13 protein-coding genes are annotated in these 13,652 nt (G+C 53.0%); 2 read left to right on the top strand and 11 right to left on the bottom strand.

Annotated features, from left to right (window positions below):
- Nucleotides 1-243: 243 nt before the first annotated feature.
- From CIK95_RS11575 to CIK95_RS11555, 5 genes are all read right to left on the bottom strand, one after another.
- Complete coding sequence (locus tag CIK95_RS11575) at nt 244-2,529, bottom strand: bifunctional (p)ppGpp synthetase/guanosine-3',5'-bis(diphosphate) 3'-pyrophosphohydrolase (RefSeq protein WP_094467066.1); 2,286 nt, start codon at nt 2,527-2,529, stop codon at nt 244-246.
- A gap of 33 nt (nt 2,530-2,562) precedes the next feature.
- Nucleotides 2,563-3,864 (bottom strand): lytic transglycosylase domain-containing protein, encoded by a 1,302-nt coding sequence (locus tag CIK95_RS11570; RefSeq protein WP_094384611.1) that lies wholly within the window; start codon nt 3,862-3,864, stop codon nt 2,563-2,565.
- Between the two features lie 51 nt (nt 3,865-3,915).
- A complete protein-coding gene (locus tag CIK95_RS11565) occupies nt 3,916-4,689 on the bottom strand; it encodes a DUF5683 domain-containing protein (RefSeq protein WP_254046469.1) in 774 nt (257 codons plus the stop codon).
- 62 nt (nt 4,690-4,751) lie between these two features.
- Complete coding sequence (locus CIK95_RS11560; RefSeq protein ID WP_022310896.1) at nt 4,752-5,657, bottom strand: ParB/RepB/Spo0J family partition protein; 906 nt, start codon at nt 5,655-5,657, stop codon at nt 4,752-4,754.
- Between the two features lie 4 nt (nt 5,658-5,661).
- A complete protein-coding gene (locus CIK95_RS11555) occupies nt 5,662-6,429 on the bottom strand; it encodes a ParA family protein (protein ID WP_022310897.1) in 768 nt (255 codons plus the stop codon).
- Between the two features lie 113 nt (nt 6,430-6,542).
- On the opposite strand from CIK95_RS11555, the gene surE reads away from it, so the two are divergent.
- Both surE and lpxB read left to right on the top strand, forming a co-directional pair.
- Nucleotides 6,543-7,313: a 5'/3'-nucleotidase SurE gene (gene surE / locus CIK95_RS11550; RefSeq protein WP_173849878.1), complete on the top strand. Its 771-nt coding sequence runs from the start codon at nt 6,543-6,545 to the stop codon at nt 7,311-7,313.
- Nucleotides 7,310-8,470, top strand: coding sequence for a lipid-A-disaccharide synthase (gene lpxB / locus CIK95_RS11545; RefSeq protein WP_094467064.1), 1,161 nt, complete (start codon nt 7,310-7,312; stop codon nt 8,468-8,470). Before surE ends, lpxB begins: the two co-directional genes overlap by 4 nt.
- Before the next feature lie 232 nt (nt 8,471-8,702).
- On the opposite strand, the gene CIK95_RS11540 is transcribed toward lpxB, so the two are convergent.
- From CIK95_RS11540 to CIK95_RS13230, 6 genes are all read right to left on the bottom strand, one after another.
- A complete protein-coding gene (locus CIK95_RS11540) occupies nt 8,703-9,110 on the bottom strand; it encodes a DUF5675 family protein (protein ID WP_022310900.1) in 408 nt (135 codons plus the stop codon).
- Between the two features lie 44 nt (nt 9,111-9,154).
- On the bottom strand, nt 9,155-9,328 hold the full coding sequence (locus CIK95_RS13235) for a hypothetical protein (RefSeq protein WP_022310901.1): 174 nt from the start codon (nt 9,326-9,328) through the stop codon (nt 9,155-9,157).
- 134 nt (nt 9,329-9,462) lie between these two features.
- Complete coding sequence (locus CIK95_RS11535) at nt 9,463-10,734, bottom strand: hypothetical protein (RefSeq protein ID WP_094467063.1); 1,272 nt, start codon at nt 10,732-10,734, stop codon at nt 9,463-9,465.
- A 36-nt stretch (nt 10,735-10,770) separates the two neighbouring features.
- Nucleotides 10,771-11,394 carry a hypothetical protein gene (locus CIK95_RS11530; RefSeq protein ID WP_094467062.1) on the bottom strand — a complete coding sequence of 208 codons (624 nt, stop codon included), beginning with the start codon at nt 11,392-11,394 and terminating at the stop codon, nt 10,771-10,773.
- Nucleotides 11,395-11,918: 524 nt separating this feature from the next.
- Nucleotides 11,919-12,248, bottom strand: coding sequence for a hypothetical protein (locus CIK95_RS12950; protein ID WP_144007819.1), 330 nt, complete (start codon nt 12,246-12,248; stop codon nt 11,919-11,921).
- Nucleotides 12,249-12,462: 214 nt separating this feature from the next.
- The gene (locus tag CIK95_RS13230) at nt 12,463-13,308 is read right to left on the bottom strand and encodes a M91 family zinc metallopeptidase (protein WP_254046468.1); all 846 of its coding nucleotides are present in this window, start codon (nt 13,306-13,308) and stop codon (nt 12,463-12,465) included.
- Nucleotides 13,309-13,652: the final 344 nt, after the last annotated feature.

The following is a 13,652-nucleotide window of genomic DNA, read 5'->3' as shown; positions in this document are numbered from 1 at the left end:
GACACGTAACGTAAGGCACGAGCCCACGTTTCATACGACACGAGCCCACGTGCCTTATGTTACGAGCCACCCGTCGTGGTCAGTGCGAGCGTGAATGGGCTCTGCGCGGCTGTGGCGATAATGACTGGCGTGCAGGCGGCAATGCCCGTCTGCTGGGAGGGCAACAAAAAAAGGTAAGACCCGATGTGGAGTCTTACCTTGCTATATCCTGTGCGTGCGCCTGTGGCAGGCATGGCGGCAGTATCAGTTGATGCGCATCACCTCCTGTATGCCGTCGACTTTCTTGAGCCGGTCCATGATGAGTTTGACATCACTACGGTCGTGGACGCGAAGCTCTATCGAGCCGTCGAAGATGCCCTCGTCTGCGGTGACAGTGACGCGGTGGATGTTGATGTCGAGCTCGTCGGTGATGACCTTGGCCACATCGAATATCATACCCTTGCGGTCGATACCCTTGATTTCGACGGTCGCATCGAAGAACATTAGCCGGTGCATATCCCACTTGGCGTCGAGTATGCGGTTGCCGTAGCTCGTCTTGAGTCGGCTCGCCACGGGGCAGTTGCGCTTGTGTATCTCGATATGGTTCTTGTTGTCGATGTACCCCAGGATGTCGTCGCCGGGAATGGGGTGACAGCAGTCGCGGAAGAAGTATTTGCCGATGTGCTCTTCGTTGATAATGCACGGCTTCTTCTTGTTGAACCCCTCCTTGACGGTGACGGGTTCCACAGTGTCGTCTTCATCCTTCTTCTTTTTCTTGTCGAGGCCGAGGAACGACACGTACTTGCGCCAGCTGGAGGTCGAGGTGCTCTTCTTGTCTTTCTCGTTGAGCTTGTCTATGTCTTTCTCGCCGAGCAGGATGGTGCGCTCGCCGATGGCGAGGAACAGGTCGTCGTGCTTCTGCATGTCGTGATACTCGCAGAGCTTGTCCAGATTGGAGGTGGTAAGCTCGAAGTCGTTCTTCTTCATCCAGTCGGTCAGAACCTGCTCTCCCTTCTTCTGGATTTCACGGTTTTCGCGGCGCAGGATGGCCTGTATCTTTGCCTTGGCTTTGGCCGACGAGCAGAAGTTAATCCACGAGGGCTGCACGTGCTGTGCCTTGGACGAGAGGATTTCTACCTGGTCGCCACTCTGCAGCTTGTGGCTCAGTGGCACCAGCTTGTGGTTGACTTTGGCGCCGATGCAGTGGCTGCCGAGGAAGGTATGGATTTGGAAGGCGAAGTCGAGGGCGGTGCTGCCGGCGGGCATGGTCTTGATTTCGCCCTTGGGGGTGAAGACGAAAATCTCTGAGGCAAAGAGGTTGAGCTTGATGGCGTCAAGGAAGTCCATGGCGTCGGGCTGTGGGTCGTCGAGTATCTCCTTGATGGTGCGCAGCCAGTTGTTGAGTTCCACCTCGTCCTCCTGGATATCTCTGTCCTGGCTGTCGTTGCCCTCCTTGTACTTCCAGTGGGCGGCAAATCCCTGTTCGGCTATCTCGTCCATGCGGTCGGAGCGTATCTGCACCTCTATCCATCGTCCCTGCTTGCTCATCAGTGTGACGTGCAGAGCCTGATAGCCATTGGCTTTGGGGTGGTTGAGCCAATCGCGCAGGCGGTCGGGGTGAGACTTGTAGATGCGGCTTATGGCGACGTAAATCTTGAAACACTCGTTGATTTCCTCTTCCCTTACCTTGGGCGTGAAGATGATACGTACGGCAAGGAGGTCATAGATTTCTTCGAAGGTGACGTGCTTGGTCTGCATCTTGTTCCATATAGAGTATGGGCTCTTGACGCGGGCGATAATCTTGTATTTCACCCCAGCCGCATCGAGGGCTTGCCTGATGGGGGCGGTGAATTCTTCGAAGAGCTTGTCGCGCTCCTCCTTGGTGAAGTTGAGCTTGTTGGTGATGTTGGCGTACTCCTCGGGGTGCTCGAACTTGAAACTGAGGTTCTCGAGCTCGGTCTTGATTTTGTTGAGACCCAGGCGGTTGGCCAATGGAGCGTAGATGTACAGGGTCTCGCCTGCTATCTTGTACTGCTTGTTGGCGGGCTGCGACTCGAGGGTTCGCATGTTGTGGAGTCGGTCGCAGATTTTGATGAGGATGACCCTTATGTCGTCGCTCATGGTGAGCAGCAGTTTCTTGAAGTTTTCTGCCTGTGCCGAGGCATGGTCGCCGAAGATGCCTCCACTGATTTTGGTCAGTCCGTCAACGATTTGCGCTATCTTGGCACCGAAGATGTTTTCGATGTCCTCGACGGTGTAGTCGGTGTCTTCGACCACGTCGTGGAGCAGGGCTGCGCTGATGCTGGTCGAGCCCAGTCCCATCTCCTCGCAGGCTATCTGCGCCACAGCGATGGGGTGCAGGATATAGGGCTCGCCCGACAGTCGCTTCACGCCCTTGTGGGCTTGGCGGGCGAAGTTGAAAGCCTTGTTGATAATATCTATTTTCTTGCGGTGGCGCGACGCGAGATACGTATCTTTGAGGTGCTGGAAGGCATCGTCTACCATCTGCTCTTCCAGTTCTTCTTTGGTCTTAGGCAACTGACTTTCCATATCCTTAGGGTTGTAGGGTTGATATACGAGGGTTTACTTGACTCTGATTTTCTTGCCGGCTCTGATGTTGGTTCCACTTATCTTGTTGAGCCTCTTGAGCTTGGCTACCGTGGTGTGGTTGCGGTGTGCAATTTCAGACAGCGTATCGCCGTTCTTGATGGTCACGCGTCTGCTGCCTCTGCCTCTTCTGCCTTTGCGTCGGCTCTTGCTTTTGCTCGACTTGGTGTAGGTGGGCACGTCGTCGTTGACCTTCACCTCCTCGCGCTTGGACAGCAGGTCCTGGGCGTTGTAGGCGAAGATGGAGTCTTGATTGTCGATGAACTGGGTGATTTGGGTCGATGGCAACCTCAACGCAGACAGCTTGGAGGTGCCGTTGACGATATCGCGGCGATACTGGGGGTTGAGCTCCTCTATCTGGCGCACGTCCATGTTGAGCACATGGGCTATCTGCTCAAAGTGTACGTCGCGGTCTATCATCACGGTGTCTGTCTTGGCTGGCAGGTCGGTCTCCATCGGACAGATATTGTGGTCGCAGTAATAAGTCATGATGTAGTTGGCGGCTATGAAAGCAGGTACATAGCCTCTCGTCTCCTGGGGGAGATAGGGATAAATTTCCCAATAATCTGCTTTTCCGTTGGCACGGTGAATGGCCTTGTTGATTTTTTCAGGTCCGGCGTTGTAGGCGGCAATCACCAGGTTCCAGTTGCCGAATATCTTGTACAGGTCGCTCAAATACCTTGCTGCGGCGTAGGATGCCTTGACGGGGTCGCGGCGCTCGTCGACCAGCGAGTTGACCTCCAGTCCGTAGTTCTTGCCTGTCTTGAGCATAAACTGCCACAGACCTGTGGCGCCGACTCTCGATACGGCTTTGGGGTTAAGTGCCGACTCGATTACGGGCAGATATTTGAGTTCGAGGGGGAGTCCGTAGGTTTCCAACGCCTGTTCAAAAATGGGCATATAGAAATTCTGTGCGCCCAGCATATAGCTTACCGAACGGCGTAAGCGGCTGCTGTAGCGGTCAATGAATTTCTGGACGATGTCGTTGTAGGGCATTTCTATCACCGACGGGATGCGCTTGAGCCTCTCCATATACTCCTCCTTGGTGTATATGGGATTGACGTTGGGCACATTGCAGTCTGTCGCCGGCTTCATGTAAGTCTTGGTGTTATACAGATGCAGCAGGCTGTCAACCTCTGTGATCATACCTTGCGGCAGTTCGATTACTTCTTCTTTTCCTTTGTCTGTTACCGTTATTTCAGTTTCCACGTTTTGGGCTTGGGTAGTATTCCATCCACACAGGGCCAAAACGGTCATAATCGCATATATTCTCTTCATTATATAATAAGATATCTTTTCTTGTTTGTCTTTTGTCTTCCCAGAGATAGTTCAGAATGTCAGCGAGCACTGCAGCCCCACTGCCGACGAGTTGAGCGGATTGTAGCTTGTCCATTCGCTGCGCTCCTTGATGACTGCGGGACTTACCTTCATACTCAGGTCTCTCGATATGTCAAACTCTGACAGCGACGCGTCAACGTAGGCATCGACCACGGATATCAGATACACGCCAACCATGGCGAAGACACTCATGTCGCGCCACTTGCGGTATCTGTCCTTACGGTTCTTGAACAGTTTCTGGTAATATTCTTTGTTGCTGTTATCTATTTGGTTGCCCAAATAAAGGAATTTGTTGTAGCTTTGGGTGTTGGGGTCGTTGTCCATCAAGTCCATGTAGGCCTGGGAATAATCCTTGTACATCATGTTATTCCAGCGCAGCGCATAGGCACAGCCTACAAATCCACCGTAGATGATGGGCAGCTTCCAGTACTTGCGGTTGTATATCTGTCCGGCTCCGGGCAGCACCAGGGCAAGCCACATTGCGCGCTTGGTCTCTGGGCGCCACGTGCTCCAGTCTCTCTTCTTCTTCTGGGTCAGCGTGTCGGGCGTGAGGGTCAGCGGCGTCTCTGCCTGCACAGTCTGCGCAGTGTCGGGCGTGGTGAGTCCTTTGGTAGAGATAACTGTCTCTGCGTCCTTGACAGCCTTGACCGTGTCCTTGATCGCCTCGGCTGTGCCCTTTACCACCTTGACCGTGTCCTTCTTCTGCGGCGCGGGAGTGGTGCCCCAGTCGGTCTTCCGGCTTTGGGCAGCGGTTGCCAGGGGCATAGTCATGGCCATGCAAACCACCAGTATTATGAGATATAACTTAGTGTATGACTTCACGTTGATTAGCCTTTGAGTTTGTCGAACATCAGCAGAATACGCTCCAGCTCGCTCTCGTTGGCAAAGGGGATGCTTATCTTGCCTTTGCCCTTACTGGTGCAGGTCATCTGGACCTTGGTGGCCAGTACGCCCGAAAGCTGCTTGGACAGCGTGCCCAACTTCTCGCTGAGCGGGTTCTTCTGTATGTTGCTCTGGTCATTGTCCATCTGCTCTTCGTTCTTGATGCGCTTCACCAGTTCTTCGACCTTGCGCACCGAGTAACCGTTCTTGATGATGTCCTTGAAGAGCTTAATCTGCTGGGTAGGCGACTCGAGCGACAGCAGAGCGCGGGCGTGGCCCATGTCGAGTTCTTTCTTCTGGAGCGACATCTGGACCTGAGCAGGCAGCTTGAGCAGACGCAGATAGTTGGTGATGGCAGTACGGCTCTTGCCCACGCGCTCGCTGATGCGTTCCTGAGTCATGCCGCTGCCTTCGAGCAGATGCTCGTAGGCCAAAGCGATTTCGATGGCGTTGAGGTCCTGGCGCTGCAGGTTCTCGACCAGAGCCAGCTCCATCACGTTCTCGTCGTTGACGGTACGGATGTAGGCGGGAATGGTTTCAAGCCCAGCCAGCTGGGAGGCACGCCAACGGCGCTCGCCAGCAATAATCTGATACCTGTCATCGGCCACCTGTCTCAGCGTGATAGGCTGGATGATGCCCAGTTCGCGTATGCTTGTAGCCAGTTCGTCGAGAGCTTCTTGGTCAAACTCGTGGCGTGGCTGGTTAGGGTTGGGTTCTATCTGGTTGAGGGCAATCTCGTTGATGGTCGACGACCCGCTCGTCCTTACATCTTCGGTTGAGATGAGCGCATCGAGTCCGCGTCCCAGCGCGGTGCCTTTGCCCGATATGTTGAATTTCTTGTGTGGAGGCATAGTCTTACATGTTTTTGTCAATGATTTCCTTGGCCAGGTTCAGATGGTTCTTGGCACCAGCCGATTCGGCGTCGTAGAGGATCACGGGCAGTCCGTGGCTCGGGCTTTCGCTCAACTTCACGTTGCGCTGGATGACAGTCTTGAAGACCAGCTCCTGGAAGTGGCGCTTCACCTCGTCGTATATCTGGTTGGCCAGACGCAGACGGCTGTCATACATCGTGAGCAGGAAGCCTTCTATCTCCAGTCTCGGGTTGAGCTTGCTCTTGATGATCTTGATGGTGTTGAGCAGCTTGCTGATACCCTCGAGCGCAAAGTATTCGCACTGTACGGGGATGATAACCGAGTCGGCGGCAGTGAGACAGTTGACGGTGATAAGTCCCAGCGAAGGCGCGCAGTCTATCAGTATATAGTCGTACTCGTCGCGCATGGGTGCAAGGAGTTCTTTCATCATCTTCTCGCGGTTGTTCTTTATCTTGAGCATTTCCACCTCGGCGCCTACCAGGTCGATATGGCTGGGTATGATGTCGAGACCGTCGATGTCGGTGGTGTAGATGGCCTCTTTGACATCGGTATGGTCAATGATGCACTCGTAGAGCGAGCAGTCCACCTCCTTGATGTCTACGCCCAGTCCGCTCGAAGCGTTGGCCTGTGGGTCGGCATCTACCACCAGCACGGTTTTCTCTAAAGTTGCCAACGAGGCGGCCAAGTTTATCGTAGTAGTAGTTTTACCTACACCGCCTTTCTGGTTTGCCACAGCTATAATTTTTCCCATTTCCTATGTAATTCTATCGATTATTTAGACTGCAAAGATACATATTTTATATGATATAGTCGTATTCTTGGCCCTTTTTTCGTACTTTTGTAGCGAAAAAATAACGAAAAATAATGAGTATTAATAAACCACTGATATTGGTATCCAATGATGACGGCTACGATGCCGTAGGTATTTGTTCGCTTGTCGAGATGATTGGCGATATGGGCGAGATTATCGTCTGCGCGCCCGACTCTGCCCGCTCGGGCTTTTCATGCGCCTTCTCTGCCACTGTCCCCCTGCGCCTGACGCGCCGCCACAATATGGGTGAAGTCGAGGTATGGTCTACCAACGGCACCCCCGTCGACTGTGTCAAACTGGCTGTCGATGAGCTCTGTGGAGGACGCACTCCCGACCTTGTCATCGGTGGCATCAACCATGGCGACAACTCCACCGTCAACAACCACTATTCGGGCACCATGGGAGTGGCTGTCGAGGGCTGCATCAAGGGCATTCCCTCGGTGGCGTTCTCCAACTGCGATTACAACCCCCAGTCGTCGCAGACTCACCTCACCCACTATGTGCGCCGCGTGGTAGAGCGGGTGCTGGCCGAGGGACTGCCCAAGGGCGTCTGCCTCAATGTCAATTTCCCCGACCGCAAGACCTTTGAAGGCATCCGAGCCTGCCGCATGACCTTCGGCGAGTGGGTCAACGAGGTCTCCCCCCAGCGCCATCCTCTCGGCTATCCTTACTACTGGATGGTGGGCCATTACCGCAATGCCGAGCCCGATGCCCAGGACACCGACCAGTGGGCACTTGCCCACGGCTATGTGGCTGTTACCCCCACCACCATTGATGTTACTGCTTATCAGATGATAGATACTGTCAACAACTGGAAACTATGAAATACTATCTTATCGTAGGCGAAGCCAGCGGCGACCTGCATGCCAGCCATCTCATGCAGTCGCTCTGTAGGTATGACGCCGACGCCCAGTTCCGCTTCTTCGGCGGCGACCTGATGACGGCAGTCGGCGGCACCCGCGTGCGCCATTACCGCGAACTGGCCTACATGGGCTTCGTGCCCGTGCTGCTGCATCTGCCCACCATCTTCCGCAACATGGCCATGTGTAAGCGCGACATTGTGGAGTGGCAGCCCGATGTGGTCATCCTCGTCGATTATCCGGGCTTCAATCTCAATATCGCCCAGTATCTGCACAGCCATACCCGCATCCCCGTGTTCTACTACATCTCGCCCAAGATATGGGCGTGGAAGGAGTGGCGCATCCGCAACATCAAGCGCGATGTCTCCGAGCTCTTCTCCATCCTCCCCTTCGAGGTGCCGTTCTTCGAGGTGCGCCATCATTACCCCATCCACTATGTGGGCAACCCCACTGCCGATGAGGTGCGCAACTTCAGGGCATCCTACACCGAGTCGCGCCAGGATTTCGGTACCCGTCACCAGCTCGTCGACCGCCCCATCATAGCCCTGCTTGCCGGCAGCCGTCGACAGGAAATCAAGGACAATCTGCCTATGATGATTGCTGCCACCGAGCGGCTGCTCGAGCGGCGCGGACTTACCCGCCAGTACCAGATGGTGCTGGCAGGAGCACCCTCGATAGACGATGCCTACTATGCGCCCTTCCTCGAGGGTCACGATGTGGCGATGGTGCGCAACGAGACCTATCCGCTGCTCTCCCATGCTGTGTCGGCGCTCGTCACCAGCGGCACCGCCACCCTCGAGACGGCACTCTTCGGCGTGCCCCAGGTGGTGTGCTACAAGACGCCGGTGCCACGGCTCATCCGCTTTGCGTTCAACCACATCATCCATGTGCGCTTCATCAGTCTGGTCAATCTCATCGCCGACAGCGAGGTGGTGCCCGAGCTGCTTGCCGACCGCTTTACCCTCGAAGGCATCGCCGCCCATCTGGAGCGCATACTCCCTGGCGGAGCCGACCGCGCCCCCATGCTCGAGGGCTATGCCGAGGTGCAGCGCAGGTTGGGCGACGAGGTGGCACCCGACAATGCTGCCCGCATTATGATAGACAAGCTCAGCCAGCGATGACCCGCCCCTGGGCTCTGCTCCTATGGCAGCACCGCTGTTCCGTGCCCCTGTGGGCTGCCCGGGTGTCTCCATCGCAGTCTCGGTCATAGACATCCTTCTGCCGACCCTCTGGGTATAAACGCAAAACAATCTGCCAGCGCTCCAGTGGCTGGCAGATTGTTTTATTATTTTTGTTGTAGGGGGCATGCCTCTTGCCGTCGTCACCCGGCGTGTGGTGCTGCTCCTGCAGCGTTCACACGATTGTGATGAAGACCGGTTCGCCGGCTTTGCGGCTGTCCAGTATCTTCATTATCTCTTCCATGGCTATGCGCGAGTTGAGCACCATGCCTTTCTTCCGGTTTTGTCCCACCAGTATGCACCCTTGCGTGTCTTTGGGCGTATTGCCAGAGTGTATGCGCACACCATCGAAACCTGGCACGCCGAGCAGCAGAGGCAGCCACTTCTTGAACTTAGGCGACTTGGTCACCACCAGGGCATACCGCCCTTCGGGTATGGCAGTCTTTCCCTTCTGCTTGCGACCGCCGTGGGCCAGGTCGCGCCACGTGGGTTCGAGCGTGTCGCAGATATACTCGTTGTCTATCTCCATCCTACCTATGGTGTAGTCCTTGCGTCGGGCTATTCGTGTAAGTTTAATTTCCATTGTTATCCTGTAGTTTGTCTGTTGTGTTTCAGTCAGTGTGTTTCTCAGTGTTTTTTCATGTAGAGTGCTATCAGTGATGCTGTCATCAGAGCCTGCAGCCACAGTTCTTCGTCTGCCAGTATGGTTTGGGCTGCCGTGCGGTGTCGTCGTTTCCATCTCTGCCATGTTGCAGCTATCGCTGTCCACAGCTTGTTTCTTTTTCTTTTGTTCTGTTTCATGTTACCTGTTAGTTTTGATTAGACACTGCAAAGTTAAGCACTTCCAACTTTGCCATCAACGATATAGTGTACATGAAATATAACAGGTGTGTAACAGTGGTGACAGCCATGGCCATCGCCCTCGTGGCCTCTGCCTATCTGTATCTTTCTACCATCATCCCGATGGCTCTGCGGGTCTCCTCGTCGTCTATCAGTGCCCGGTTTATCGACGACCGCATGTCTCTTCCGTTCAGCGCCATGCGTCGTCCGTATTCGGCTTGCGACACCGCATCGTCATAGATGCCCAGGTCTATGAGCCTGCCCATGACCTGGCAGATAAACCGTGCGTTGAACAGCGTGTCCTTGGCGCCGTTGAGGCGGGTGAGCCTTAGGGCATACTGCTCGATGATGTCGCTCCAGAGCGCATCGGCCCTCGACAGCCATCCCGGGGTGATATATGGGTTGGCGCGACTTATATATTCGATGGCGGCAAGTCTTATCTCTTCGTTGGCGCCGTCGGCGGCATCGGCATGGACGAGACGGTCCAGCAGCAGCTCGGCACTGACAAAACGGCGCAGTATGCGGCGGGGTATCTGCAGATAGTAGGCGCGCGACACAAAGTCGGCCACCGACAGCCGATACTCGTCGTGCAGCCCGTGGGGCATAGCCTTCAGCGCCTGCTCCATCTCGTGGCGGTCTATGCCACCTATGTGTCGCAGCGCGTCGGCCACGCCCGCACTCTGCGCCAGTCTGCGGGTGATGTGGTGGGCTATGTCTGCACACACCTCGTTGTTGCCCATCTCGGTTATGGCCACATCCATGCGTCGGCCATACTCTGCCAGCTGCTCGTCGCCACTCGCCAGCAGCCTGTCGGCTATGGTGCGCCGCGTCTGCGAAGCCTCGCCACTCAGGTCATAGCGCATCCCTTGCATATATCGCTCTATGTCTCTGCACAGATTGTCGCTCGCCGCCGTGTGGTGGCTCAGCTGTGCCAGCACATGGCGCTGGAGCATGTCCTGGCGCAGTTCGTCGTCGCCCAGTCGGGCTATGGGTATATGGCTCCAGGCTTCATCCCATTCGTCATATCGCCCGTCGCTCATCAGGGGTTCTATGTATATCTCCTTGTCAACCTCCATCTCGGCATGACACCGGCAGGAGTGGGCGTCGGCAGCAGTTATCACGCCGTAGAGCAGCCCATACTCCGTGGCGTCGAGATAGGCGGCTATGCGGTGGCAGTCGTCGTTGTTGACATATGCCACCACCTCGCTGTCTATGCAGGCAATGGCGGCCTCGGGGTTGCGGTGGTTTTCACGGTCGCGCATCAGCACCACCTCTTGGCCTATGGCCCGAGCCAGTCGCTCTTCGAGCTGTGTGCCACGCCATGCGTGATGTCTGAAACCTACGAGGGTGCAATGGATGGATATCATATCTGTCGCGTGTGGTTGTGGGTAATTGTTTTTATCTTACATGGTCTTGTCTCTTGGGGTGTCTTGCACTCCGTCGTTTATCGCCCTGCACATCATGTAGTATGCGTATATATACACCGATGTGCTGCTGACCTCAATGATGATGTTTACGCAGGTGATGGCTGTCTGCTGCGTGTTTCCTGCCAGATAGAACACAGCCGACGGGATGATGTTAGAGCCTGCCAGCCATACGAGGAACACCATAACAAGGGCTATGCCCAGTTTGTGCATGTTCCCCTTATACTTGCTGTACAGATGGCAGCCTGCCATCAGCGATGCGATGACCGAGAGCAGTCCTATTGTGCCTTGTATCCAGGTAAGCACGGTCACCATCTGGGGTGTCTGTCCGTCTTCCGTCATTGTCACCAGATTGGACCTGAAGCATAGCCCCAGGATGAATGTGAGCATATAGCATATCGTCACCACTTTGCTGCAGTATCGTAGCAGTCTTGTGTCTGCAGGTAGTGCCAGACTGAACATTGCCCATAAGACAATAGGGGTAAGCCGCAGCAACAAATGCTCTACGGTAAGCACCATGTGGCCCATGCTGATGGGCATGCCGAGTTCTCCGCAAACGGAGATGGCCAGCGAGAGAAAGGCGAAGATGCAATATGCATACATGGCATATTGTGCAGTGTGGTATATTATTATAGGTATACTTTTCCTTGTTCTTGTCATAAACCTAAGTTTGATGATTTATCTACGGCTTATCGTGAATGAATCTACTGCAAAGGTAGCAAAAAAAATCATCACCTTCTTCCTTCCGCACCTTTTTCTCTATAGCGGTCCTGCAGACACCGTCTGCACATCTGTCTCCACCTCTGTCATCATTGTCAGCCAGTAGGGTAGTGTCGCCATGCCACTGGTTGCGCCAGTCAGCGCGTCGGGTCACGCTATCCATGCCCTTCAGTCGTGCCACCAAGTCACTTCAGTCGTGCCAACCATTCGCTTCAGTCGTGCCCTTCAGTCGCTTCAGTCGTGCCCTTCAGTCGCTTCAGTCGTGCTATCCATGTCATTGGTTGATGCGCATCGTCCGAAACGAGCATCCGCATCGGACGGTGCGCACATCCGTATCGTCCGAAACGCGTGTCCGTATCGGACGGCGCGCATGGCTGTCGTCAGCCCTGTTGCCTATGAGTGCCTTCTTACTTCAATTCGTGTGTAAATATCCTATATTTTGTGCCGTCAATGATTATTTTTGTAATTATTCTGACACTCCATACTTCCGCACCCCCGTAAAGGAGTTTCTTCCTTTTTTTTTCATATTCCAGGAAATCCCAGTCATTGCACATTTTCCGGAAATCATAATCATAGTACATCTGCTCATAATCTCTCATAGCTCTAATTTTCCCTTTATGATAGTAATATTCTACTAACCTGTTGCCATAGTCTCGTGCAAAAACATCCTGATAATTACTGCAATATTTCCAAATGGTGCCGCGGCCATAACCAGTAGACGGGTAGAGTTCAATCATTATGAGAGTGTCATTATGGTTGACATGAAAGCTCTCAATGTTATAGAAGTGGGTTCTATTCCGCAATTTCCTATAATAATCTACTTTACTATGCATTATAAACTTTTCCGCTTCGCCTAATAGTTTTTTATGCTCGATAGCGACCGCTTTCGAGATTTCCTTCCAGTTCTGTGCTGATGCATTAGCTGCAAACATCAATAGCAAAATAATAATTCTAATTACCATAAAACAAATTCTTTTTAGTTTTCTTATCTATAATTCTCGTGGGCTCATACCCTTTATTTCCAATAATTGCATAATGAGTTCTCAGAGGCAACTTTGCTTCTGCTCTAATTTCGTTTTCTATATATGTGGCATATTTCTCTGTGTTAGGTATGTCCTCAGAATTAGGCCCCTTAGTCCAAATCCCATATTCTGTTTTTTTATATAACTGGTCCACAGCGTGCGCTAATTCGTGTCCTAAAGCTATATATGTAGGACGGGTTATATTACCATTCTCATTTATGCCGCCCTCGTTTATAACATCATTCCATGTTACGACATTTCCCTCTGTTCCATTTTCTCCATATCTAATGATTATATTTTTTCTCCCTAATAGTGTGTTTATAAGTTTTTTCCCTGTAGGAGTTAAAGATAAAAGTTTCAAGGCATTCAAGACTTGGCCCATAAAAACGTTTTTACCAGTATAGCATTTTCCATTCTTGGAATAAAATTTATATTGGCCATCAGCTTTTTTAACATAAAATGGTATATAGCCTGTAGTTACCCTTTGTTTAATAATAGGTTTGAAATAAAAAATACTATCTCCATCAATATCAACTGCATCTACCGGGTCGTCCCCACACGACACGTATGGCGACCATGGGTAATATTTCTCCGCCAAGGCATCCATTACGTTCCATCTTCCCGTGACGGGGTCGTAGTGGCGGGCACCGTGGTCATACCAGTCCAGTCCGTGGGTGCGGTCGAGCTCTTTGCCTATGTATTTGTAGGGTTGGGTGGCGTGGTCATTCTCTCTGCTTTCGATATTGGCGAAAGCAGGGAGGCTCAGAGTGGTCATGAGCCCCAACAGCATTATGACAATCTGGCGGCGCATGGTCAGGGGTTAAGATGTTTACATTGCAAATATAATAATAATGTACACACGCGCCAAGGAAATCGGCAGGAAAGTGATGGCTGGGGGAGAAAATCGTATGATGCAGCCTGCTCAAGGCCCGATGTGGTCAAGTATATGGCCATCTTCATGTATGGCCCCCTGTTTCGCGCATTTTAACCCAAAACAAAATCCACTCTTCTAAAAGCAAAATCCAAGTAAGTTCTAATGATCGATTTGGGTTAAACATGGATAAATCGCCTGTTTGAACACCATATCTTCCCTCGAACTGTAATTAGAAAGGATCTATC

Origin of the sequence: Prevotella sp. P5-108 (genome assembly GCF_002251385.1) — a bacterium.
Taxonomy (GTDB): domain Bacteria; phylum Bacteroidota; class Bacteroidia; order Bacteroidales; family Bacteroidaceae; genus Prevotella.
The sequence above is the reverse complement of the archived record's forward strand: the minus strand, read 5'-3'. Positions and strand labels throughout refer to the sequence as shown.